We start from the raw sequence: 23,347 nt of genomic DNA on the forward strand, positions 1-23,347 counted from the left end.
GGTCACGGAGACGGTCACGACGGCCACGGCGGGATGCACGAGGGGCACGAGCAGATGTTCCGTCGGCGTTTCTTCGTCTCGACGCTTCTCTCCATCCCGGTCCTTCTGTACAGCGAAACCCTTCAGGGGTGGCTTGGATTTACGGTGCCGGCGTTCCCGGGCAGCGAGTGGATAAACCCCGTCTTCGCTGTGATTGTCTTCGCCTACGGGGGCGTGCCGTTCCTCCGGATGGCTCGTCCAGAATTAGAGGATCGCTCTCCAGGAATGATGACGCTCATCTCGATGGCGATCACGGTCGCATTCGTCTACAGCCTCGTGAGCGTCGTCTTCCCGACGACGTCTGCCTTCTTCTGGGAGTTGGTGACGCTGGTCGACATCATGCTGCTGGGCCACTGGATCGAAATGCGCTCCGTGCGCCGAGCGTCGAGCGCACTCGACGAGTTGGCGAAGCTCATGCCCGACACGGCGGAGCGGATCACTGAAAGTGGGGATGCCGAGGAGGTACCGGTGAGCGAGCTGTCGGAGGGCGATCTCGTCCTCGTTCGGCCCGGCGCAAGTGTCCCGGCTGACGGCGTCATCGAGGAAGGTGACTCCGATGTGGACGAGTCGATGATCACCGGCGAGTCCAGACCTGTCACAAAAGATCCCGGCGACGAGGTCATCGGCGGTACGGTCAACGGCGACGGAAGTCTTCGTGTTCGGATCGGTGCCACAGGTGACGAGACGACGCTGGCAGGCATCATGCGCCTAGTCGAAGAGGCCCAGGAGAGTAAGTCGAAGACGCAGGTCCTCGCCGACCGCGCCGCGGGCTGGCTGTTCTACGTCGCCGTGGCGGCCGCAGCCGTGACCGCTGTCGCATGGACTGTCGCAGTCTCGTTCGATGCAGAGGTAATCGAGCGCGTCGTGACCGTTCTGGTTATAGCGTGCCCCCACGCACTCGGGCTTGCGATCCCGCTTGTCGTTGCGATCAACACGTCGCTTGCGGCCCGGAACGGCATGCTCGTCCGAGACCGGATCGCCATGGAGGAGGCACGTAATCTTGACGCGATCATCTTCGACAAGACCGGGACGCTCACCGAAGGCGAACACGGCGTGGTCGGGACGGTGACCGTCGACGGTGTCGACGAGGACGAGGCCCTGGCGCTGGCCGCCGCCGTCGAAAGTGACTCCGAGCACATGATCGCGCGGGCGATCCGGCAGGCGGCCGACGAGTGGGGGATCGACGCGCCCGATGCTGATGACTTCGAGGCGATGAAAGGGCGGGGCGTCCGGGCGATGATAGACGATGACGAGATATACGTCGGCGGTCCGAACCTCCTGAATCACCTCGACAGCGACGTTCCGGCTACGCTCCAGACCTTTGCCAAAGAGGCCGGTGAGAACGCACAGACGGTCGTGTACCTGGTTCGTGAGGGTGAACTGATCGCCGCGTTCGCTATGGCGGACGTGATCCGCGAAGAGAGTTACCGGGTCGTCGACGCGCTCCACGAACTCGGCATCGAAGTGGCGATGCTGACTGGCGATTCCCAGGACGTGGCCGACGCGGTGGCCGACGAGTTGGGCATCGACACGGTGTTCGCCGAGGTGCTGCCCGAGGATAAGGACGGGAAGGTTCAGGAACTCCAGAATCAGGGAAAACTCGTCGCGATGGTCGGCGACGGCGTCAACGACGCGCCGGCGCTGGCTCGGGCGGACGTCGGCATCGCCATCGGGAGCGGGACCGACGTCGCCGTCCAGTCCGCAGACGTCATTCTCGTCCAGAACAACCCCATGGACGTCGTCCGCCTCGTTAAACTGAGCAAGGCGAGTTACCGGAAAATGCAGGAGAACATCGTTTGGGCCGCTGGCTACAACGTCTTCGCCATCCCGCTGGCAGCCGGCGTCCTTGCGCCGATCGGGGTTCTGCTGTCGCCTGCAGTGGGTGCACTCCTGATGTCGCTAAGCACGGTGATCGTCGCGATTAACGCGCAATTGCTCCGGCGCGTCGATCTGTCGTTCCCAAACCTCCCAGAAGTATCACCACCTACTGATGCGCAAACTGCAGACTGAGATTTCCCCTTCTGCTCACGTCAGGAAGGATGCTTTTTCGCGGACACCGGTTTCTGGGCGCAAGATACCGTTTTAAGTACTCACAATCGGCTAGCCGGAGCACCGTCCATCGTGAAGAGAGTCAGTTAGTCGGCAGCCTGCTCAGCTTGGCGGTTCTTTTCAACCTCTAATGGGTCTGCTGTCGATGTCGCTGTAACCAGTCGCAGGAACTGTCCCGCGTTCGTGAGAAGGCAGTTCCGGGCGCTGAAGGACGGTTAGAGATATGGTCGATAAGGGTGTGTTCACCCAGTCGGCGGCTCTCCGGTACTTCAAGCAGACGCTCGGTGAGGGGTCGGGAAGCGCCAGGAGTTGCGTATCCCGAGCGGCGTGTCAGCGGTAATGCCAGGCAAGCGGACGTAGCGATACAGTCGTGAGAAGCGTGTGCCGGCTGCTACGCCGTTTCGTCTCGAATGACCATCACCTTCACACGCCGAACGCCGTCGAAGTCCCGGAGTCGGTAGGTGAGGTCACGAACCCGCTCAGCTGACCCGCGACAGAAGAGCGACTCGAGACACCACTCCCCTTGGTGCGTGTGGCTCGTGTTGAGAATCACGTCCTGGTAGTCGTGTTGGACGGCGTGGAGTTCCTGGATAACGTTGTGGTGTCGATAATCGAATCCGACGAGTGCGACGATCTCGCCAGACGTGTTCTCGAGCCGAGAGTGGGCCTCGATATATTCGAGCATCGCCTCCCGAACGGCTCGGGAGCGATTCTCGAGTCCCTCGTCCTGCCAGACGCGATCGAACTCTGCGACGACCTCGTCAGGAATGTTGAAACTCGTTCGCATATGTTCTACCTCGCCGCCAGTCCACAATAGTCCCCCGTCCCGTATGACGAATCCCCGGGTTCGGTATTAACAACCGTTATGCACCTCGTTAGTCGAGTATCTCCTACGATGTTACACGGTGAAGCGCTCGGGCTCCTGATCGGGGCAGTTCTCCTCGGTGCAGTCCACGGAATCGAGCCGGGCCACGGCTGGCCCGTGGCCGCATCGTATGCTCTCGATCAGACGAACAAGTGGGTCTACGGGTTTGCGGCGAGTTTCATTCTCGGCCTGGGCCACCTCATCAGTAGTATAGCGATGGTGGCGGTGTTTTTCTACGCGAAGGGATACTTCAATCTCACACAGGTCAACGAACCGATCCCAATCGATCTGTTCTTGACGACGATCTTCATTGGCGGGCCGGTTAGTCTCGTCGCTGGCGTGTTGCTGATCGCGCTCGGAATCCGCGAATACGTCCACGGTCACTCACACGGCACCCACGGTGAGGACCACGAACATAACAACGACCACGATCACGATCACTCGCACGAGCACGATCATTCGCATACCCACGGAGAAAGTGGCCTTCTCACCCGAGTGAAGGGCGTGATTCCGTTCGTTGGAGGTCACTCCCATTCACACGACGACGTTAATCAGGCTGCGGAACGTGGGCTCTTCGGCATCGCATGGTTCGCGTTCGTACTTGGGTTCGCCCACGAGGAAGAGTTCGAGATCATCGCGCTGTGTACCGGGTCGAACTACTGTCTCGAACTGATGAGCGCCTACGCAATCACCGTCATCATCGGCATCGTCGGGCTGACGATGCTGTTGATCACCGGCTATCAGCATTACGAAGAGAAACTCGAACGGTACACCCCGTACCTGCCGGCGTTCTCTGCGGCCGTACTCATCATTATGGGCCTCGGATTTATCATCGGATTGTTCTGACTGTTCCCGGTAAGAAGATCGCTATTCCGCAGGCAGACATTCAGTCTGCTCCCTCGAAACCACCAAACACCCGACTCATCAACGCTGGTATTGCCACGGTTCACGACATGGAGACGCTCCGAGCCTGCGTCGCCTACGAGAACGCGAATCAGCAGTGCATCCAGATCCTCCACCCGCTTGAAAACGGGCCAGCGAAATCCGCTCCCAGGACGACTGACGGAACATTCGGGGATGTCTGTCGGAGCCTTAGTAGATGAAAGATCGAATGATTGATCCGTCGTATTAGAGATTAGAATATTATAGTTCAGACTATTATAGTCTAGTTCCTAACTTCGGAGCACATATGTATCTCCCGCACGATCAGGAGGTATGGACCAGTTCGTCGATCGTATCGAGGAACTCGATCGGTTGCAGACCCTCTATGAGAGTGACACTGCAGAACTCGCAATCATCTATGGCCGCCGCCAGATCGGCAAGAGCGAACTCGTCCGCCGATCGATTGCCGACCGCGATGATGCCGTGTACTATCAGGCAGTCCAAGGAACAGCGACGACACAGCTCAGGCGGTTCGTCGAGGCCGCAGCGACGACCTATCCAGACATCACGGCCGTCAAAGAAGAGTGGGAACCGCTCTTAACGTACCTCACCGACAGAAACGCCGTCATCGTCATCGACGAATTCCCGTACCTCATCGGATCGAACGAGGGGCTTCCCTCGGTCATCCAACACCTGTGGGATACAGCTGTCGGCGAGAGTCAGGCAACACTCGTACTCACAGGCTCTGCAATCGGCATGATTCATACCCACGTCCTCGATGGCGGTGCGCCACTCTACGGCCGGGTATCCCAGACACCGAATGGCCGCCTCGAACTCACCCAGTTGCCGTTTCGCTCCATCCAAGAGTTCGTGCCGACGTACGATCCCGAAGAACGGGTGTTCGTCTATGGCGTCTTCGGCGGCACACCCCGATATCTCAGCCCTCTCGATCCATCACAGAGCCTCGGAGCAAACATCACGCGGCTGCTGTGCGACCCGGATGGCCCACTCCACGACGAGCCCGAAACCGTCCTCCAGATGGAGCTCAACGAGGTGAACACGTATTTTTCGGTTCTGGAGTCGATAGCCAGTGGGAACCGCAGTCGAAACGAGATCGCTCAGGGAGCCGGCATCGAGAGCACCAACACGTCGTACTACTTCGACCGGCTAGACACCCTCCAGATCATCGAGAAACATCATCCGGCACTCGCCGATCCGGCGCGTAGCAAGCGGACGCGGTACCAGATTCGAGATCCCGTATTCCGGTTTTACTTCCGGTATCTCTACGGCCGCGGGGGACAGTACGAACTCTACGGCGAGAACGCCTACGCGGATCTCATCGAACCGGAATTGCCCGACTTCGTCAGTGAAACGTTCGAATCGCTCTGTCACCAGGCGGTGCCGGCGCTCTATGCAGACTACCAGCTCACACAGATGCCAAGCCAGTGGTGGTACAAGGGCCAGGAGGTAGATGTCGTCGCACCAACCGATGAGTCAACGCTGATCGCTGGCGAAGCGAAATTTACCAACACTCCCCTCGGCTATGACGTGCTCGCGGACCTCGAAGACGACGTGGAGCAAATCGATTGGACACCCACCGGAGATGGAGATCCAACGTATGAATTCGCCTTGTTCAGCCGCTCTGGGTTCAAACGCTCCGTCGAGGAAGCTGCAGGCGAGCGTGATGATCTCCGCCTATTCGATCTCTCCGATATCGTTGCCGTTCTCGAGAGTGGAACCACCCTTAATGCCGGAGGGTAACAGCCAGGGATAATTGTTCGCCGCAAAGGGGTGCGGGGGAATCGAACGTACCCCCAGAGGTGAACCAGATGAAAGACTCCAACGAGACGACAGCATATCGAATAATGATCACTCTCGATAGCGCCGAGCTACCACCCGTACTGAAGTGAGATCTGCGAGGTATCCGTGCTGAGCCGACAACGTAGCAACCCCCACAGGGACCCAGCCTGATTAACCAACATAACCCTATACGGTAGCAACCGGTGTTGGTTAACGGCTAGCCGCCGGTAGCAGTTTTTCTCCCCCAGAAGAGGGTGCGAACTGGGCCGGTTGCTCACACAGTCAGACTACGCAGAGGTGGCGAACGTCTCACCGGTAACCGTCCGAACTCACCGAGAGGCGCTGGACGAACTGGCTGTCTAACGACGCTCGTCCTGTTGGTTTGCGTGTCTGTAGAGAAATTGGCGTGAGAGTCAGCCTTTAAACCGAAGATGAAGCATGCTGCTATAGAGCCGCAAGTTTCAATCCCGGAGTGGGTTTCTACCGCCTTGCGACGCTGAAGTCGATTGATTCGACGGACGCGCTCGGATTGTTTCAATCCCGATGTGGGTTTCTACCGCCTTGCGACTGTGGCGGTAGGAGCCGCGAAGCGGCGACCATACACAGTTTCAATCCCGATGTGGGTTTCTACCGCCTTGCGACACACTGACGACGAGGAGGACGAAGACGAAGAACTCGTGTTTCAATCCCGATGTGGGTTTCTACCCCCTTGTGACGGAGCGATTTACGCGACCGAGAAAGGAAAACGCTAGTTTCAATCCCGATGTGGGTTTCTACCGCCTTGCGACGTCACATCCTGGCCGCTATTGTCAACCCGAATCTGTTTCAATCCCGATGTGGGTTTCTACCGCCTTGCGACGCTCGTCCGGAACACTCCGGGCGGGATGAAGACGCTGTTTCAATCCCGATGTGGGTTTCTACCGCCTTGCGACCGAACTGTGCATGGGGAGCGGCCACACAAAAACGGGGTTTCAATCCCGATGTGGGTTTCTACCGCCTTGCGACAACTCATGTCGTCGTCTATCCATCCAACGAGGTGCAGTTTCAATCCCGATGTGGGTTTCTACCGCCTTGCGACACCCGAACCACGAGCACGGCCCGCCGAACGCCATGTTTCAATCCCGATGTGGGTTTCTACCGCCTTGCGACCGACGGCTCTCCCTCGCGGGACGCCTCTCCGCTAAAAACGTTTCAATCCCGATGTGGGTTTCTACCGCCTTGCGACCTCCGGGGAGCTACGCGGCCTGCACGGTCGAGTTGTTTCAATCCCGATGTGGGTTTCTACCGCCTTGCGACCAGGCACAGCAGCAGTCCGTGAGCGCCGGAGAGAGCGTGTTTCAATCCCGATGTGGGTTTCTACCGCCTTGCGACCACCATCCAGCCGGGAGAGGAAAGGGCCATCGTCCGGGTTTCAATCCCGATGTGGGTTTCTACCGCCTTGCGACAACTCCTCGTCGACGTCGACGTCGTCCGTCATCTCCCCGTTTCAATCCCGATGTGGGTTTCTACCGCCTTGCGACCCGTCCGGAATCTCGCGGATCCCCAGCACGAACTCGAGTTTCAATCCCGATGTGGGTTTCTACCGCCTTGCGACACTTCAAAGACGACATGCGGCTGAACGAGGGGGAGAGAGTTTCAATCCCGATGTGGGTTTCTACCGCCTTGCGACGTTCTCGGAGGTCGGGCTTTTGCGCCCGGTAGAACCGTTTCAATCCCGATGTGGGTTTCTACCGCCTTGCGACCTACAAACGGTCCCTGAACTCGGACCTCATATCCGGAGTTTCAATCCCGATGTGGGTTTCTACCGCCTTGCGACCGACGACCTCCGACCGGGACAGTCCGTTCAGGATCGTTTCAATCCCGATGTGGGTTTCTACCGCCTTGCGACCGGTCGAGGCGTCGATTATCCCGGAGTCCCTGACTATGTTTCAATCCCGATGTGGGTTTCTACCGCCTTGCGACCGCAGTTGGCGAGCCGGACGCCGCCGTGGCCGAGGAGTTTCAATCCCGATGTGGGTTTCTACCGCCTTGCGACAGGGGGTGTAATTTGCTTGAGCCGGTCCATAAACCTTTCTCCACCTACGAGGGCGTCGCTCGCTCTCGTGGACCCCCGCTGTACACAGCTTTGAAAAAGGTCGACGAAGGTTGACGTCAGATGACGTTCGATTGCTCGTCCGGTGGTTCGCTCCCGATATCTGTCGTCGCCTCTTGGCAGGCTTCGCAGAGCCGATACAGCCGGATTCGATCACCGTCCGCCGGTTCGATGTGTCCTTCGAGTTCATCTTCGAGTTCGACCCGCTCGCTCTTCGACACGTTGAGTTCGAAGACGCTGTACTGTCGCCACGCTCCATATCGTTCTAGCGTCCGGTACACGCGCCGACGATTCGTGTCGTCGCTGACGTCGTACGTCACTGCGAGTCTCATCGCGATACCTCCAGCGCGTGGTAGTCATCGAGCTCACCCGTGATCGCTTTCCGCAGGAGGATCACTTGCTGTCGGATCGCCTTTCGGCGACTCACGCGGTACTCGAAGTGCGGGTGTGTCAACTCTTCGTCCATGTAGCCGTCGAACTTGTTCAAGTACGCCTGAAAGCCGTCGTCGGTGAGTCGGTTATCGTTTCCGAACTGATCGTGCGTGATCGTCCCACGGTTGATTAGGCGCGTGACGAATGCGTCACAGAACAGCGGCCGAAACTCCTCTTGGAGGTCGAGCGCGAGCGATGGTCGTCCGTGCCGATCGGCGTGGAGTACGCCCAGAAAGGGGTCGAGGTTGTAGCAGCGTAGCGCGCTCAACACCTCGTTCTTCATCATCACATAGGTCAGCGACAGCAGCGAGTTGATGTGGTCTTCGGGCGGTCGTTTGCTGCGCGTTTCGAACGTCCAGCCGTCGACGAGCGTCTCGTCGAGTCGGCCGAAGTACCGTTCTGCGGCCTCGCCCTCTATCCCGCGAAGATCGTCCTTGTTCGACGCGTTCGAAACGCGTTCACCGAGATCCTTGAGGACGGTCGTCCCTCGGACGCCTTTCCGCGAGAGGATCGTCCGCGCGTTCCGGATCTTCGCCGCGATCATCGCCTTCGCGATCGCCAGCTCGTCGCAGTCCTCGAGCGCGTACTGCGCCCGGCGGACTTCGGCGATCGTGTTACGCTCCGGGACAAAGCTCCCCCGATACTTCCCGTTCTGTGTGAAGTAGTTGAGCACGATCCCGTGCTCGTTCGCCGTCGCAACGAACGGCGTCGAGAAGTTCACGCCACCGAAGACGTTGATCGTGTCGAGCTTCTCGACGGGGAACGATCCGAGTTCGCCGTCGTCACCGTCCACATCGTAGATGACGACTTGACCGCCGTCGATACGCACCTGCGAACCCTGCGTCGTGACGTAGATGACCGAGTCCTCGAACATCCCTTCGCTTGCCTTCATACGTATTCCTCCCACTCTGGACTCGGCATGCGGCCGGGTTCAAGCTCCAACGTCTCCTTGGGGAGACAGTACGTTCGAACCGAACATGCGGTACACTTTTGCGGATTATCCGTTATCGATGGAACATCGTCTGGAGACATTGAACGCATCTCCTCAACCCGTTCGCGAACCGCGTCCCGGTGATCCTCGGTAATTCGTACGTGCATGCGCTGATCAGTCTCATAGAGGTAAATCGCCCCCTCTCGAACCGGCTCTCCCAGATGCGATTCCAGTAGGAGACAGTACCCAGCGAGCTGGAGTTCGTCGCTCCAGTAGTAGTCTCCTCCTTCTGCGCGTTTACGCTCGATCGGGATCAGGTCGTCATGGAGTTCAAGGATGTCTATCCTCCCTTTAAGTCCAAGATTCTCGTCTTCGAGGTAGAGTTCGTCGACCCACCCCCCGCGCTCCGACTTCGAGTCGTGGAGAGATGTCCCCTCAGTACGCTCGTAGTTGTCTCCCTGCGTGTCAAAGAAGTGGAGATACCAGTAGCGACGAGGGCAGTAACTGTACTGATTCAGGTCGGAGACGTTGATCAGTTCCTCGGTCATATTTGGCGGCGCTCGACGTCTACGGACGTGACCCCATCCTGTTGGATATATGCGACGTACTGGCCGTATCGGACTTCGATCGGCACCACCGCCTTCGGTAGCGAGAGAGCGGAGAAAAACTGGCGGAGTACACCTTCGTCGACTTCTGTCTCGGAGAGGTCTGACTCCTCGATCTCCGGGTAGATCCACCGGGAGAACATCTCCTCGATCTCGCTGTTGGAACCACTGTAGTCACGCGGTCGATTATTGTAGCCGGGGAATCGAGCGGTGATCGCGACCGGTTGCTCCGAGTTTCGACGCTCGACGACGAGTGTCCCGTCAGACTCGATATTCTCGATGTCATAGTATCGAAGCGTCGTCAAGAGGTCGTATGACGTGAGCGCCTCTCTGTCACCCCGTGGATACCGAATGTCAACCGGTAACGAGCGGCCACGGAGGCTCTCGAAGGTCCCAAAGCAGTGTCGTGCGAAGTCGAGTATCTTCCGGGTGGAACTGTTCTGCATGATTGGGGACCCGAACTCGCCGGCACTCTCTAAGGTCGAGTCAACGGCGCGGAAGAACGCGCGCCACTTTCCGTACTCGGAGACCGACTCGAAGTCCTCGAACAGTTCCGGTCCAAACCACTCGTCGTCGGCCATCCGAGAGTGAATCGCGTACGCCCCACGCATCCCGACGAGACTTCGGAGGGTCGCGATCTCCTCGTCTCGGCTTCGATGCGCTCCGAGCGCGTCGTAAACCGAGTCGACAAAGTCGAGATAGCTCATTTCGTCCGGCCACGCCATATCGTCGAGGCCGAACAGGTGGACGATTGCTTCGTGCTCCCGGCCGGCACGTCCGAACCGCTGGAGGAACGCGCTCGGCGTTGCCGGAGTCTCCATGAACAGCGTCTGAATGTCGTAGTCCAATCCGACTTCGCCCTTGCTTGTCGTGTTGAGAACGAAGAAATTCCCGGACTCGAGATCCGCGTCCGGATCGTTCGTGTCGAACCCGTTGTCCTTCACGGCGTGTTCGAATACTTCGGAGAACTCCTCAGCAAGGTACGCGTGGAAGTCGTTGCTCGCGGCAACGCTGTTGAATACGAGCGCGACCTGCGGTTCGTCAGGGTCGTTGGCGTCGTTGACAAGTTCTTGGAGACGCCCCGCGACGGCTTCCCGCTCCTCGCCGATCGTACGCACCTCGTGTCTGTCCACGGTCACCGGCTGGCGGAACTGATCGCCGTCAGAGACGTACTCGGCGGTGACGTCCCGGACTGGGATCGAGAGCTCGTCTTCGACGAATTCGACGAACGACTCGTTCGGCGTTGCGGACGCGAGGAGGATGTTCGTTTCGCGTCGGTCGTGCATGACGTGCATCTGCAGGAGGAGCCCGCTTGCGGCGATATCGTCGTAGAAGTGAAACTCGTCGTAGACAACTGCCTCGAAACGGTTGAAGAACGCCATCGGCTTCGTCGAACCCTGATACATGTTCTGAATGATCGCCTGCAGGATATCGGGGTTTGTGACGACAACATCGTGGCCTTCGAAGCGGTCGGCATGCTGTAGGAGGTTCTCGACGCGTTCGTCTCCGTGACCGGTGAGCGTATCGGCGTTGAGCGGTTCAGCGCTGACGTCCTCCCACTTGCGGAACCGTTCGAGCTGTTGGTCAAGGAGTGCGTTCGTTGGGTAGACGACGAGCGTCAGGGCGTTTTCCTCAACCACCTCGTAGAACGTTGCGGTCTTCCCCGCTCCGGTCGGTGCTCGGAGGACGCCGACCGGTTCCGCGGCGTCGTCGTGCGCCCACTCGGCGATGCGGTTCTGGAACGCCCGGGCGTGGTCGAAGTCCCGTTCAGCGAACCCCTCTGCGGGCGGTTCGGTCGCAAGAGCGGCGCTCTGCACACGCATCTAGCTCACCTCCGGGATGATTGTCTCACGTGCGTACTTCGGATCAACGCCGACGAAGTGCTGGAGTCGAGGGTCGTTACCGCGCTTGAACGAGTCGCTCCGCTCCAAGAGTTCGCTTAGCGTCTCGGTCGGGAGGTCGTAGACTTCCTCAAGGAGAAACTCGTTCAGCACGAGCTGGTTGAGGTCGGTTTTGCTCGCGCGGAACTCCCCTGTTTGTCCGATACCCATTCGAAACGACGGCCGCTCTGGAAGCGGTTCGTCACTCCAGACGGTGAATTCAAAGGTTGATCCGGGCGAGAGGCCGTGATATCGGCGGATGGTCTGCCAGCCGGCACCCGAGCGTTCGAGAACCTCCGGGACTGACTTCCCACCGGTCACCTGTTCGGCAACGTCCGGATCCGCCGTCGTGAAATGCCGTTCGGAGCGGTAGTCGGTACTCCGGAACGTCCGTTCATCGGCCTTGACAGCGACTGGACGCATGTCGCTCACGAACAGCGGTAGCTCGCGGAGGTGATCGTACGAGGGAGATGTCGCGTCGTCGCCAACGAGCGCGTACCGCTTCTCGAGCCCGCAGTACCGGTAGCCGATCGCGTGCATAAGTGCGGTCGCGGATAGCATCGGCTGGGTCCGTACGGATCTCCCCTCCGCGCTCGAGTAGAACAGCGGAGCGTACAGCTGTGCCTCGTACGTCTGCTCAATCATCGGAACTGAACACGTCCGTCGCCGCTTCGGTGAGACGACCGAATTCCTCTAGGAGGATCTCGTCGGCGTCGTCAGTCTCCCGCGACGCAACGGCCCGTATCTCCTCGTACCACTCAGGGAATGCGTCCGCACCGTCGAAGTCGCCGTAAACCTCCCAATCGGTTCGGCGGACGTCCTCGACATATTCAGCAATACTGTCCCCGACCGCGTCGTCCTCCTCGTGGTATTCCATCAGGAGCTCCCCCGTCGAGAGCGATGTGTCGTGATCGCCGAGGATAACGCCACGGATCGAGTTGCGGACATTACGCCCGGTCCGCGTCTCGCGGGCTCCGTACCGTCCCGTGTTGAGAACGTTGTGGAGCGCGTAGAGGAGCATCGGACCCGTCGCGGCTTCGAGCGTGATGAAGTGGACGAGCGAGTTCCCTGGTTGGACTTTGACGTAGTCGAACAGCGCTTCGGACTGTTCGTTCTCGTCGGTACGCATCGTCCCGGACTCGTACACCGCGTTCCGGGTCTCCTTGTTCATCAGGTCGTACTCGTCGGTCGTGTACGTGTAGCCCTCGATGACGCGGGACTTGATCGCGAAGTCCTGGTCGCCGGTGCCGGCGAGGCCGTACGTGATCGTTCCGACGTTGATCGATTCGTCGAGCGTCGCGGGTTCGTTATACGTGTATTCGTCGCCGACGAGTTCGTCGTCGAGCGACCGGAGCAGGTCGAGACCGCTGAGCCGCTCCTTGCTCGTGAACTTCTCGCCGTTCACCTGTGCGTGCAACTGGTCACCGAACTGCTGGGTCTCCGCACGGTCGTTGTTGGAGTTGCGGAACAGCGTCGGTTCGGTGATCTCGCGTTCGACGACGAGCGTGACGCTCGGCTTCTCCGTGCGGTAGATTTCGAACGAGTCGACGAGGCCGGTTTCGGGGTACGTGAGAGTCATTGTGGATCAGTTAAGGGGATTAGTTATCGGACGATTCGGTGTCGTCGTCCTCGTACAGAACCTGCTCGTAGGCGTACAGGTACGAGTTGACGAGCGCGTTCTCCCAGTCGGAGAGTTTCTTGAGTGAGTCGAGATCGTTCTCGACGAGATACGCCTGTAGGGCGTCAACGAACGCCTCCGCCTCTTCTACGGTAACGTATCCGGCGTAGTCTTCGCGGTCCGCCGCGTCGTACACTTGTGCCGCTACGTGTTCGCGTAGGTCGTCATCGGACATCCGCTGGTTCTTCCCGCTGAGGAACGCGTCGATCGCCTCGCGGAAGATCTTCGTCTTCTTGTACTTGCTGTCGTACTGTTCACCGAAGAGATCGACTCCTCGTTCGGCGACGGTTTTCATGTCCATGAGTTGGTCCGTGTGGTAGGTTTCGAGATACGACTCAAGGTCGGAGAGGTGAGTCGCGTTCTCGTGGTTCTGTACGGCGAAGTTAGCGAGGTGGTGAAACGTGTCTCGGTCGAGTTGGAGATAGGAATTCCGCATCCCCGCTTCCTGTCCGACGGTAGCGATGATCTTGCAAAGCGCGAGCGCACGTCGGAGGTGCGACTGCTCGTGTCCGTCGTCACGGTCGGCGAACGGCGGGAGCGGTCCGAACCGATCGGCTACATCCAGTTCGAGCAGTTCCTGCTGGCGGATCGCGTCCTCGTCGACGAACGCCGCATTAGAGCTCTCGAAGCGCGTGAACGGGCGGCCGAGGACGATCTTCATGCCGGCGTCCTGTGCCGCCTGCATTAGCTGTCGGACGGTGACCATCCGGTGGTTTTTTTCGCCCATCGCGGGATGTCCACCGAAATTGAACGGCTGGATATAGTACTGGGGTTTGAGAAGATTCGTTTCTACCTCCATGTCGCTGAGGTCGATCGTCTCGCCCTGCTGGAGGCCGACGCGTCCACCACGGAGACGGATGTCCCCCAGGAACTCGTCGAAGTAGTAGTACGCAACGCCGACGTTCGAGTTCAGGTTGACGTCGGCGCGTTCGCACGTGTCCGCGAGGAGCGCGTACTCGAGGTTACATACCTCGCAGATCTTCTTGTACTCGCCGTGGGGTGGGACACGTTTCGAGAACTCATATGATCGATACACTGCACTTTGCCCCTTCTGGTACTTGGTTTCAGTTTGCTTTCCACAGAGATAGCACATCTCGGATTTATCTGGAATCTCTACATTGCTCTTTATCTCGAACAGGGCGCTAACAGATTCGAGTATTGCGTCTACTGACGGCTTAAGATCTTCTTTCAGTTCCGGCACATACTTTTTCTGAAGCCAATCAAGATCTTCTGAAAACTCTTGGTAGCTTCTCGCCAATTCTGTTATGAACTCTAGTTTTATCTTTTGGCCTTTTGTACTCTTTCCGCCCTCAATAGAGTCGTACACCTCATCGTATCTGTCTTGTAAATTTCTATTATCGAAATCATCGACTCCATCAACGTATATTGCTTTGATGAGGGCTGGAAGGTATTCCTCAAAGCCCTTTGGGATTCTTTCAAGTGGTTCGATACCTCCTGCATCGGATTTGAGTAGATCGACGGTTTGACGACGAATCTGTTCGATTTTCTCTTCGACTGGCAGACTCAATTCGCCGAGAATATCGTAATTAAAACTATTCCACCCCAACTTACAGGAGAATGAGTATGGGCCATTGTCAGTAAGATTCTGCTTGACCCTCTCGTATGTTCGTTCGCGAAGCACGTCGCGGTCGACCTCATCGCCGAGGTACAGCACGCGATCTGGCGTGCTCCCGACCACGACGCCGTACTCCTTGCCGCCGTCTTTACCGGACATAGCTTGCTTCGTCGCGGCGAGGAGTTCGTCGTTGAGGATCGGCTGTTCAACCTGTGTCAACTCGAGGAGGTGGACTTCGCTGTCATCGAGTTTCTTGCGGAGTTTGGCGAACCCACCCTTGATACCGTCTCGGAGGGCAACTGACGCGACTTGATCGCCAATCTGACAGTACCGATCGAGGCCGGCGAATTCTGTCTCCGTTCCGCGGGTTTCACGGCTGTCCTCGTTCACCTCCGTCCGCTGGACGAGGTAGTGGAGGTCGTCGCGGTAGCCCTCGCCGAGGAATTCCTCAATGCCGAAGTCGTCGCCGTTCTCGAAGTAGGCGTCGAACGCCTCTCTCGTGTTTCCGTCCGCCTCGACCCCGTACGCCTCGCGGACGTACTTGTTCGTGTCGTGGAGCGCGAGCGCCGCCGTGAGCACCGAGAGTTCCTCTTCGAGTTCCATGATGTCGCGACCGCCGTCGACGGCGTTGTACACGAAGGTGTTCACTCCGACCGTCATCGCGTTGATGATGTGGGCCGCGAGTGACGTCGTCTCCTCCGGATCCGTCTTCGCGTCGTACTCGCCCGCGTGCTTGAGGACGTTTCCGACGAGCGGCGTGTCTACGATATACTTGTGTGCGTACCGGGCTGCGGAAGCGGGTGTGTCGTAGGTTTCGGTACTCACGCTTCCACCTCCACAGACACTGTCCCACAGCCGCGCGAGACGAATGCGCCGACGCCGGCGTACTCGCTGAAGAGCGCGAGCGCCGTCACCGCGGTCCGGATGGCTTCGCTCGCGTCCTTGAACTTGTACGTGCAGTCGGCGGTGAAGCCCTGGCGGAGGATCGGACCGCCGTCCTCGCCGCGGTTGACGAGGATGCTGTCCGTCTCGTAGGTATCCGCGTCGGGTTTCTCGATGAGGTTCGTCCCGAAGTCTTCGCGGGTCATCGCGATCTCGAACTCGTCCGCCCGCTCGTCCGGGATCGTCGCGTTCCACTTGCGCAATATAGAGGCAAATACATGTTGCCTTGCTGGAAACATGTTTGTTATATCGCTATTCTCCTTGACGCACGTCAGCGTCTCGAAGCGAACTTCGATCTCGAAGGTGTCGTGGCTCCGGGCGACGATCTCTGAGGCTTCGGTGAGGAGGTCCTCGTGGGTCGTATTCGTACTCGCGAAGTCACGTACGCGGAAGTCGCCGTCCGCGAGTTCGATGGTGTCGCCCTCGAAGACAAAGGCGTTCGCGAGCGCTTGGAAGACCTCTTGGTCGCGAGGGTCGGCGACGCCCAACCTGAGGTCGTACGTCTCGTCGCGGATTACGCGTTTATGGTGGTCACGTTGGCTCCCGTCGAACGTCCCGAGGAGGCCGCTGTTCGTCAGGCTCCCGATCGAGGAGTTATGGACCCGCGTACTGACGTCCTCGTCGACGCCGTCGAGCGCCGAGAGGACTGCGCCGTAGATCTGGTAGCCGTTCGCAGTCGGCACCGGGAACGAGCCCTCCGGCTCGAGCGTTAAGTCGACCCGACGCATGGCACCTCATGACGGGAGGCGATTGTATGTCGATTCACGACAATATCTGGATCGGTCACCCCCTTGAATCTTTTTGCGATTCTGAAAACGTATTCAGTTATGCGGGATCGTAACCGTACGATTACACGATCACGAAGCCAAACCGTTTAGTCGCACTCGGCTGCAACCGGACGTATGCGCACGTACGTCTCTACGATCGGGCACTACAGCCCGCGGGTGATGCGCCCGATACTTGATAACGGCCTCGACGCCGACGACGTCATCGTTCTCCTCCGACCACACGGCGACACGAGCGATAGGGCAAAGAGCGCGATTCAGGACGTCGACCAGACTGTCAACGAACTCGGTCCAGGATCGGACATCGTCGTCGAGGAGGTCAGCTACGAGGCATTCGAAGCCGCTGTTCTAGAATGCGTCGACGTCCTCGAAGCTGCTAAGGGAACGGTGGTACTCAACTTCGACGGGGGTCCGCGAGAGATCTTCCTCCCGCTAACCGTCGCCGCGATCGCCCGGCCGGACGTCGTCGACCTCGCACTCCAGTTCAGGGACGTCGACGAGGAGATCGAAGAGATCGGCCTCCCGAATCTGATGAGTCGCCCGTCCGACGCGACCCTCGACACGCTCCGGTATCTCGTCTCTATCGACGAGAGTACGACACTTCCTAGGATTTCCGACGAGACAGGGAAATCGAGGAGTACTGTCGGTCGACACCTCGACGCGCTCGAAACCGATGGCGCCGTCGAGACGTGGATGGAGGGCAAAACCCGCCACGTCGCACCGACACTTGCTGGCCGACTCCGCGCATGAGTGCTAATCTTCGTCGACCCTTTTCAAAGCCGTGTATAGCTGGGGTCCACGAATGACACCCACGCTCTCGCGTCTCCAGAGAAAACTATAGGTGCTCTCCCCGAGAAAACACCCCCTGTCGCGATGCGGTAGAAACCCACACCGGGATTGAAACATTACGAACGAGCGCCGGGAGGTCGTCAACGCCCGTGTCGCGATGCGGTAGAAACCCACACCGGGATTGAAACCCGTCGAGCGCCTCGATGTCGAACTCCTCGGAGAGTGTCGCGATGCGGTAGAAACCCACACCGGGATTGAAACTGGCCCGGGACCGGGCAGGACCCAGCGGGATGTTCGTCGCGATGCGGTAGAAACCCACACCGGGATTGAAACACTGATATATCCGCCTCGGAGTAGTAGACCGCCTCCGTCGCGATGCGGTAGAAACCCACACCGGGATTGAAACACGGGGACCTGAAAGAAGTCGCCCGGCACCACGATGTCGCGATGCGGTAGAAACCCACACCGGGATTGAAACTCTCAGCGGCCTCTCGGTCAGGACGAGAGCGCCGGTCGCGATGCGGTAGAAACCCACACCGGGATTGAAACTGTTCGTCGTAGGCCAGTCCGGAAGTGCCGGGCGCGTCGCGATGCGGTAGAAACCCACACCGGGATTGAAACACCCCCGATGACCCGCCGCGTCCCAACGGCCGGCGGTCGCGATGCGGTAGAAACCCACACCGGGATTGAAACACTCCAATCGAGCAAATCGCGGCGATGACGCTTGAGTCGCGATGCGGTAGAAACCCACACCGGGATTGAAACCAGTATGCGGGCACGTACGGGACGGACGGCGATTTCGTCGCGATGCGGTAGAAACCCACACCGGGATTGAAACGGGGTGGTCTGAGATGCCGGCCAGTGCCGACAATCAGGTCGCGATGCGGTAGAAACCACACCAGGATTGAAACGATTCGTCCTGCTCGACAAGGATCGTCCCGCCGTCGGGTCGCCAGGCGATAGAAACCCAAACCGGGATTGAAACGCCGCGGCGACCGACTCGACGGCCTCGTCGCAAGGCGATATTTCGAGTAGTGTTACAGTGAGCAGGCACGAGAGTTGCCCATCGACTTAACCAACAAACCTATGGATTAGCGGGCAATGTTGGTTAACACAAGAGCAGCCGATGTCCTACAACCCACGACTCCACCGGCGAGCCTCCTGAAGAGATGGATTTCTAACGGCGATTAACCAACATATCCCCGATCCACTCAATCCATTGGGTAAGTCTGCTATTCTTCCAGCAGATGTCTAAGCAACCATTCATCCTCGTTAATGCTAGAACTATAGCCACGCCTGTCACTGGCATTGACATCGTCGATGAAATCACCTACCGATAACGGATTGCGGACACACCCGGGGGTTCTACCCCAACGTCTGCTGTTCGGTCAGCCAGTTCTTCACGATATCGTCGAAGTCAACCGAGTCAAAGCGCGAAACCGCTTCCAGCACGTCGATAGCCGTCGACGGCTCGACGCGGAGTTTGAACGTGTATGCCTCACCCCCCACTGATCCGGATGCAGATTTGCGCGCACGGATGATGCTCAGCATATCGAGTTCGATCAGGTGATCTCGCATCCGACGTTGCGCCAACTGATCGGCGTCGATGTGGTCGGAAAGGGCCTTGTAAATATCGTAGACGTCGCGGGTCCGAATTCCGGAGTGACCAGCGAGTTGAGGTCGAGAGCTTGGGCTTCAGCGAACGCCTCTAGCTCCGAGAGCTCTGCTTTCGCTGCTGCGGTCTTTCCCTGGCCGGCCTTACCGGAGAGAAACGTGTTCTCGGCGCCGGCACCACGAGCCGCAGGCTTCAGTGAACGCCGAAGCTTCAGGATCTCCTCCTGTCGCTCGGGGAGTGTCGTTGGGGTGTGGCCCTCCTTGAGGTAGTCCTCGCCGCCGACCGCGAAAATCTCGGAGGTGGTCGAGTACGGGGACGAGTCCATCGTGCATAGGCCGTGTTCTCCACCCACATAGACCCCCCTGTCCGGAATGTCCGGCTTGTCCGAATAACCCCCCACCCTGTCCGGAATAGGCGTTACCCGGCCGACAAACGTGAGACGTTGGTACGAACGAAAAGTGACTCGGGGGTCCCCACCCGGGCCCCCGGGGTTGTCCGCAATTCCTCGACAGTAAAGGATATGCTGATAACGCAGTTGGTAGAGTAGTTGAAGCAATAGAGGAGTCGGGAGTAGTCGAAACACGTGGTCTCAGCCGTTAGTAGCGGTAAGTACGCGCCATTCCAGTTCGAGAGTACTACCATGTGGGGTAGACAGATGGATTGATGGACGTATGACTCCCCCGGGTGCGTCCGCAATACCACGGCAGATGTGTACTCTCCTCCGACTGCCGTCAGCGAGTTTTTTACTTAAACCCGTTCGAGATGGTTTCTAAACGCCTTCATTAGTCCTATTACCTACTACTTACTACTACTAACAGAAAAATTTATTATATGCGTTACCGAGCGGGATCGACGATTACCACGTCGATTCCGTGTGCACCAACCGCGTTGACCTCGCTATCCCTACCCCCGCCGTTTTTTAGATAATTGCGGACAACCCCGGGGGCCCGGGTGTATGTGAGATCCTATCGAGTACGCTGAAAAGTGTATGAGGATACAAAACACGAAGTTCCGGACAACTCCGCTCGGGCGAGGCCGTTAACTCAGAGTTCGCCGTTGAAAACGTGGGGTAGTGGAATCGGAGATAGACAGACGGAAGCCGATTCTGCCGCGACGTCGTAGCCGGTCGCTTCGACCGCCGCAGTCAGGGCCCCGTCGGACACGTCATCGTCAACGACCACGTCGACCGTGTCGCCCTCGTGGTCGGTTTCAATGCGACTCACCCCGTCGAGGCGCATTCTCTGTGTAAACGCATTCTCTGTGAAAAGAGAAAGGCCGTACTCACGACGAGTACAAACAGGTCAATCAGAAACTTTATTATTTTAAATTGTCAACGTCGCAGTATGGCCCCCGACCATACGCCCCCCAGCGAAGCGTTGTCACGTCGAAAAATCCTCACATCCAGTGCAGTGATTGGAGCGGTTGGGCTTGCAGGGTGTTCAGGTGATGCCAGTTCTGATTCCCCCGACTGTACGACGACCGCTCTCGAACACGGTGACGGAGATGTCTTACAGCAAGCGAGTGCTATGATATCCGATGAATCAGTTGTGCTGCTGATTTCGTTGCAGGAATCTGGTGATACATCCCCTATCGAGTCAGTTCTACTCGAGAACTCTGAAGGCGATCTCCTAAACGAAATCCCCACAACCGATGCTCGTGAATACCGTCTCACTATTGGCTCACCACCACACCATGGCCGCCTCACACTACTCGCTGAAAACGACCAAAGCGACGCAATCGACTCGATGGAAATCGAATACCACTGCACTGATGAGTAACTGATTCAGCTGATCTCGACGTTCTCTGAACTCCTCGTCAGAATAACTGATAGGGGTTGTGACAATACACTCGAGAGCGAGTTCACGAAATCGTCGCTGCTGCCACTAGCTTTGTGAACGGACCGTATTTACGATCGAGTCGAGACACACGGTTTGATGCGTGGACGAATATCGTTCTCGCGGGGTGGTTGATTCGCAATGGTGCGATGTAGTTGGTCACGTATTGTCCGTTGCGGGTAGTGAGAACCAAAACGTCGTCCCAGCATCCGGCTCCGAGTCGACCCAAATATCGCCGTCATGCCGCTCTACGATTCGCTTGCACAGTGCGAGCCCAATGCCCATTCCGGCGTGCTCGTCACGAGTGTGAAGGGATTGGAAGATCTCGAAAATACGGTCTTGGTCATCGGGGTCGATTCCGATTCCCTCGTCGCTAACCGATACGATCCACTTTTCGCCCGATCGTTCGGCCGAGACGTGAATTCGAGGCGGCGCATCACCGCTATATTCGATCGCATTCTTCAGTAGGTTCTGGAACACTTGTCGGAGTTGGCTATCGTCGCCCTCGACCGTAGGCAACTCCTCAGTCGTGATTTCAGCATCAGATTCTTCGATCTGCAACTGGAGATCAGCTAAGACCTCTTCAAGGACGGTATCTAGAATAACTGGTTCGAAGGGGTCACCCTCAGTTTCAACCCGGGAGTATTCGAGCAAAGCATCGATCATCTCTCGCATTCTGTCGGCACCATCCACAGCGAATTCGATGAACTCTCGACCGTCGTCGTCGAGTTCGTCACCGTAGCGGTCTTCGAGCAACTGCAGATAGCTCGACACCATCCGGAGTGGCTCTTGGAGGTCATGAGAGGCCGCATACGCGAACTGTTCGAGGCGCTCGTTCGACTCCTGTAACTTGCGCTCGAATGTCTTCCGTTCAGTGATGTCCCGCGCCACGCCGACCATCCTCGTCGATCCGTCCTCGTCTTGGATTGGCCGACCCGGGGCTTCGATCCACCGCTTTTCCCCGTTCCGATCGATGCGGATCTCATCGGACTTCGGCTCGTCAGTTTCCAGTGATTCCTTGATCCCCTCTTCGACCTGCTCTCGATCGTCGGGATGGACGATTTCGATGAAATCATCCCAGTTCTCGACCGCGGTCCCATATAACGATTCAGCCGAGGGATAGAACGACGTCTGATCCTCGTCGACGTTCCAGTCCCAGACGATCGCATCCGTGGCGTTGAGGGCAAACTCCATCCGATTCCGGACACGTTGGAGTTCCTCTTCGCGCTCTTTCTGCTCGGTGATGTCTTGGACGGCTCCGCGGAGCGAAACGACCTCTCCGTCCTCGATGTCGGGCTCACCGATGATTCGGAGCCAGCGCACCTCACCGCTGGTCGTTTGGAACCGACTTTCAATGTCGAAAGACTCGCCGGATCGAAGCGCCGCTTCGACAGCACGTTCGACGATCGGTTGGTCCTCGTCGTGGTACACATCAAGGGCTTCAGTCAGAGGCGGTTCTTCGTCGGAGGTGACCTCCAAAATATCGAAGAGGTGGTCGGTCCAGAACACGTCGCGCGTGTCCGGATCAATCTCCCACCCGCCAATGCCCGCAATGCGTTCCGCCCGTTCCAGGAGATCGTACACCCGTTCGAGTTCCCGTTCGCGCTCTTTGCGCTGGGTGATATCCTCGAAGTACACTGAGAGACCGGACTCAGAGGGATAGATCCTGACCATCGCCCACATGCCGAGCGGCTCCGAGTAGCGTTCGAACCGAATCGGTCCCTGCGTTGCGAATGCCTCTTCGAACCGCTCGAAAATCGGGTCCGACTCGTCGACGTCAAGCACTTCCCACGGTTTCTGCCCGATGAGGTTCCCCGCCTGCTCGCCGAGGTGCTCTTCGGCGTGCTCGTTTACGTATTCGTAGCGGAATTCGTCGTCGAGGGCGTAGAAGGCATCGTCAATTCGCTCGAAGATATCGTCGAGTTCCTGTTCGAGTTCGTCCCGCTGGCGTTCGAGCCGCTCAGCCTGTTCTTCAAGTTGTTGCTCGTACTCACGTCGTTCGGTCATATCCCGCGTGACTTTGGTGAATCCCTGGAGCGTGCCGTCGGCGTCGCGGATGGCGGTGATGACGACGTTCGCCCAGAAGCGCGAACCGTCTTTCTTAATCCGCCAGCCTTCGTCTTCGATGCGTCCCTCCTCTGCGGCGGTTTCGAGGTTCGTCTCTGGGACATCGTTTTCGATATCGTCCTCAGTGTAGAACGTGGAGAAGTGCTCGCCGACGATCTCGTCCTCTGAATAGCCTTTGATTCGCTTTGCCCCCTGGTTCCAGCTGGCGACGCTGCCGTCGGGGTCGAGCATGAAGATAGCGTAATCCTTGACCGCTCTCACGAAGTCCCCGAACTGCTCGTTGTCTGCATCTTGCCGACCAATACTACTTTCCCCAGCAGCCCACCAAACTCGGGTTGACCCATCGATTTGTTTGGTTCGTAATTCATCCCGTTCCGTGAGTTCCTCTAGGTACTGCTGTGCCGTCTGCGGTGTACAATCAAGGAACTCGGTGACTTCCGTGATCGATACCGGGGATGTCGGCTGATTTAATTGGCTAAAAAATC

Annotated in this window: 18 protein-coding genes, 3 pseudogenes and 2 CRISPR repeat arrays; of the genes and pseudogenes, 7 read left to right on the forward strand and 14 right to left on the reverse strand. The window is 58.2% G+C overall.

The features are described 5' to 3' along the window. The first annotated feature begins 33 nt into the window (after positions 1–33). Entirely contained in the window at positions 34–2,049 is a 2,016-nt protein-coding gene (locus SM753_RS17370) for a copper-translocating P-type ATPase (protein ID WP_323192647.1), read from the forward strand. Between the two features lie 125 nt (positions 2,050–2,174). Here SM753_RS17370 and SM753_RS21440 read toward each other — a convergent pair. After that, a pseudogene (locus tag SM753_RS21440) lies at positions 2,175–2,291 on the reverse strand (XRE family transcriptional regulator); the annotation flags it as partial. A gap of 188 nt (positions 2,292–2,479) precedes the next feature. After that, on the reverse strand, positions 2,480–2,875 hold the full coding sequence (locus SM753_RS17375; protein ID WP_135536841.1) for a CopG family ribbon-helix-helix protein: 396 nt from the start codon (positions 2,873–2,875) through the stop codon (positions 2,480–2,482). A gap of 108 nt (positions 2,876–2,983) precedes the next feature. Between SM753_RS17375 and SM753_RS17380 the strand changes: the two genes are divergently transcribed. The 4 genes and pseudogenes from SM753_RS17380 to SM753_RS21445 all read left to right on the forward strand — a co-directional run. Then, positions 2,984–3,799 (forward strand): hypothetical protein, encoded by an 816-nt coding sequence (locus SM753_RS17380; protein ID WP_323192594.1) that lies wholly within the window; start codon positions 2,984–2,986, stop codon positions 3,797–3,799. 17 nt (positions 3,800–3,816) lie between these two features. Continuing rightward, positions 3,817–4,016: pseudogene (locus SM753_RS21280) on the forward strand (hypothetical protein). A 152-nt stretch (positions 4,017–4,168) separates the two neighbouring features. Further along, the gene (locus SM753_RS17385) at positions 4,169–5,596 is read left to right on the forward strand and encodes an ATP-binding protein (protein ID WP_323192595.1); all 1,428 of its coding nucleotides are present in this window, start codon (positions 4,169–4,171) and stop codon (positions 5,594–5,596) included. A 297-nt stretch (positions 5,597–5,893) separates the two neighbouring features. After that, a pseudogene (locus SM753_RS21445) lies at positions 5,894–5,998 on the forward strand (transcription initiation factor IIB family protein); the annotation flags it as partial. Positions 5,999–6,093: 95 nt separating this feature from the next. Next, a CRISPR array of direct repeats spans positions 6,094–7,670; the repeat unit is 37 nt; unit sequence GTTTCAATCCCGATGTGGGTTTCTACCGCCTTGCGAC. Positions 7,671–7,786: 116 nt separating this feature from the next. On the opposite strand, the gene cas2 reads toward SM753_RS21445, so the two are convergent. Genes cas2 through cas6 form a run of 8 tightly spaced genes read right to left on the reverse strand, consistent with a single transcriptional unit; the run spans position 7,787 to position 16,499 of the window. After that, positions 7,787–8,059, reverse strand: a complete 273-nt coding sequence (cas2, locus tag SM753_RS17390; RefSeq protein WP_138799065.1) for a CRISPR-associated endonuclease Cas2 — start codon at positions 8,057–8,059, stop codon at positions 7,787–7,789. Beyond that, the gene (gene cas1, locus SM753_RS17395; RefSeq protein WP_323192596.1) at positions 8,056–9,051 is read right to left on the reverse strand and encodes a CRISPR-associated endonuclease Cas1; all 996 of its coding nucleotides are present in this window, start codon (positions 9,049–9,051) and stop codon (positions 8,056–8,058) included. Before cas1 ends, cas2 begins: the two co-directional genes overlap by 4 nt. Further along, positions 9,048–9,638 (reverse strand): CRISPR-associated protein Cas4, encoded by a 591-nt coding sequence (cas4, locus tag SM753_RS17400; protein ID WP_323192597.1) that lies wholly within the window; start codon positions 9,636–9,638, stop codon positions 9,048–9,050. The genes cas1 and cas4 overlap by 4 nt, the downstream gene beginning before the upstream one ends. Further along, a complete protein-coding gene (cas3, locus tag SM753_RS17405) occupies positions 9,635–11,518 on the reverse strand; it encodes a type I-D CRISPR-associated helicase Cas3' (RefSeq protein WP_323192598.1) in 1,884 nt (627 codons plus the stop codon). Before cas3 ends, cas4 begins: the two co-directional genes overlap by 4 nt. Further along, positions 11,519–12,220 (reverse strand): hypothetical protein, encoded by a 702-nt coding sequence (locus SM753_RS17410; protein WP_323192599.1) that lies wholly within the window; start codon positions 12,218–12,220, stop codon positions 11,519–11,521. It lies immediately after the preceding gene. Further along, the gene (gene cas7d, locus SM753_RS17415) at positions 12,213–13,154 is read right to left on the reverse strand and encodes a type I-D CRISPR-associated protein Cas7/Csc2 (protein ID WP_323192600.1); all 942 of its coding nucleotides are present in this window, start codon (positions 13,152–13,154) and stop codon (positions 12,213–12,215) included. The genes SM753_RS17410 and cas7d overlap by 8 nt, the downstream gene beginning before the upstream one ends. A gap of 19 nt (positions 13,155–13,173) precedes the next feature. Further along, complete coding sequence (locus tag SM753_RS17420) at positions 13,174–15,654, reverse strand: hypothetical protein (RefSeq protein ID WP_323192601.1); 2,481 nt, start codon at positions 15,652–15,654, stop codon at positions 13,174–13,176. Beyond that, on the reverse strand, positions 15,651–16,499 hold the full coding sequence (gene cas6 / locus SM753_RS17425; RefSeq protein ID WP_369335374.1) for a CRISPR system precrRNA processing endoribonuclease RAMP protein Cas6: 849 nt from the start codon (positions 16,497–16,499) through the stop codon (positions 15,651–15,653). The genes SM753_RS17420 and cas6 overlap by 4 nt, the downstream gene beginning before the upstream one ends. A 174-nt stretch (positions 16,500–16,673) precedes the next feature. Here cas6 and csa3 point away from each other — a divergent pair, with 174 nt between their 5' ends. After that, positions 16,674–17,306, forward strand: coding sequence for a CRISPR-associated CARF protein Csa3 (csa3, locus tag SM753_RS17430; RefSeq protein WP_323192603.1), 633 nt, complete (start codon positions 16,674–16,676; stop codon positions 17,304–17,306). Positions 17,307–17,423: 117 nt separating this feature from the next. After that, positions 17,424–18,330: a CRISPR direct-repeat array (repeat unit 37 nt; unit sequence GTCGCGATGCGGTAGAAACCCACACCGGGATTGAAAC). A gap of 380 nt (positions 18,331–18,710) precedes the next feature. On the opposite strand, the gene SM753_RS17435 is transcribed toward csa3, so the two are convergent. The 3 genes from SM753_RS17435 to SM753_RS17445 all read right to left on the reverse strand — a co-directional run bounded on the left by SM753_RS17435 (position 18,711) and on the right by SM753_RS17445 (position 20,198). Next, on the reverse strand, positions 18,711–19,001 hold the full coding sequence (locus SM753_RS17435; RefSeq protein WP_323192648.1) for a hypothetical protein: 291 nt from the start codon (positions 18,999–19,001) through the stop codon (positions 18,711–18,713). Continuing rightward, a complete protein-coding gene (locus SM753_RS17440; protein WP_323192604.1) occupies positions 18,908–19,285 on the reverse strand; it encodes a hypothetical protein in 378 nt (125 codons plus the stop codon). The genes SM753_RS17435 and SM753_RS17440 overlap by 94 nt, the downstream gene beginning before the upstream one ends. A 718-nt stretch (positions 19,286–20,003) precedes the next feature. Continuing rightward, positions 20,004–20,198, reverse strand: coding sequence for a hypothetical protein (locus SM753_RS17445; RefSeq protein ID WP_323192605.1), 195 nt, complete (start codon positions 20,196–20,198; stop codon positions 20,004–20,006). 105 nt (positions 20,199–20,303) lie between these two features. On the opposite strand from SM753_RS17445, the gene SM753_RS17450 reads away from it, so the two are divergent. Continuing rightward, entirely contained in the window at positions 20,304–20,738 is a 435-nt protein-coding gene (locus tag SM753_RS17450) for a hypothetical protein (protein WP_323192606.1), read from the forward strand. A gap of 216 nt (positions 20,739–20,954) precedes the next feature. Here the strand turns inward: SM753_RS17450 and SM753_RS17455 are convergent, their stop codons facing one another. Beyond that, a complete protein-coding gene (locus SM753_RS17455; protein ID WP_323192607.1) occupies positions 20,955–23,123 on the reverse strand; it encodes a PAS domain S-box protein in 2,169 nt (722 codons plus the stop codon). Between the last annotated feature and the right edge of the window lie 224 nt (positions 23,124–23,347).

The organism is Halostella sp. PRR32, assembly GCF_034808085.1.
Lineage (GTDB): Archaea > Halobacteriota > Halobacteria > Halobacteriales > Natronoarchaeaceae > Halostella > Halostella pelagica.

Excerpts from the sequence above, each read along its gene's own strand:
- cas4 (WP_323192597.1), bottom strand. The coding sequence starts at position 9,638 with ATGACCGAGGAACTGATCAACGTCTCCGACCTGAATCAGTACAGTTAC.
- SM753_RS17440 (WP_323192604.1), bottom strand. The coding sequence starts at position 19,285 with ATGGACTCGTCCCCGTACTCGACCACCTCCGAGATTTTCGCGGTCGGC.
- SM753_RS17445 (WP_323192605.1), bottom strand. The coding sequence starts at position 20,198 with ATGCGCCTCGACGGGGTGAGTCGCATTGAAACCGACCACGAGGGCGAC.
- cas3 (WP_323192598.1), bottom strand. The coding sequence starts at position 11,518 with ATGCGTGTGCAGAGCGCCGCTCTTGCGACCGAACCGCCCGCAGAGGGG.
- SM753_RS17375 (WP_135536841.1), bottom strand. The coding sequence starts at position 2,875 with ATGCGAACGAGTTTCAACATTCCTGACGAGGTCGTCGCAGAGTTCGAT.
- csa3 (WP_323192603.1), top strand. The coding sequence starts at position 16,674 with ATGCGCACGTACGTCTCTACGATCGGGCACTACAGCCCGCGGGTGATG.
- cas6 (WP_369335374.1), bottom strand. The coding sequence starts at position 16,499 with ATGCGTCGGGTCGACTTAACGCTCGAGCCGGAGGGCTCGTTCCCGGTG.
- SM753_RS17450 (WP_323192606.1), top strand. The coding sequence starts at position 20,304 with ATGGCCCCCGACCATACGCCCCCCAGCGAAGCGTTGTCACGTCGAAAA.
- SM753_RS17410 (WP_323192599.1), bottom strand. The coding sequence starts at position 12,220 with ATGATTGAGCAGACGTACGAGGCACAGCTGTACGCTCCGCTGTTCTAC.
- cas7d (WP_323192600.1), bottom strand. The coding sequence starts at position 13,154 with ATGACTCTCACGTACCCCGAAACCGGCCTCGTCGACTCGTTCGAAATC.
- SM753_RS17380 (WP_323192594.1), top strand. The coding sequence starts at position 2,984 with ATGTTACACGGTGAAGCGCTCGGGCTCCTGATCGGGGCAGTTCTCCTC.
- SM753_RS17370 (WP_323192647.1), top strand. The coding sequence starts at position 34 with ATGCACGAGGGGCACGAGCAGATGTTCCGTCGGCGTTTCTTCGTCTCG.
- cas2 (WP_138799065.1), bottom strand. The coding sequence starts at position 8,059 with ATGAGACTCGCAGTGACGTACGACGTCAGCGACGACACGAATCGTCGG.
- SM753_RS17385 (WP_323192595.1), top strand. The coding sequence starts at position 4,169 with ATGGACCAGTTCGTCGATCGTATCGAGGAACTCGATCGGTTGCAGACC.
- cas1 (WP_323192596.1), bottom strand. The coding sequence starts at position 9,051 with ATGAAGGCAAGCGAAGGGATGTTCGAGGACTCGGTCATCTACGTCACG.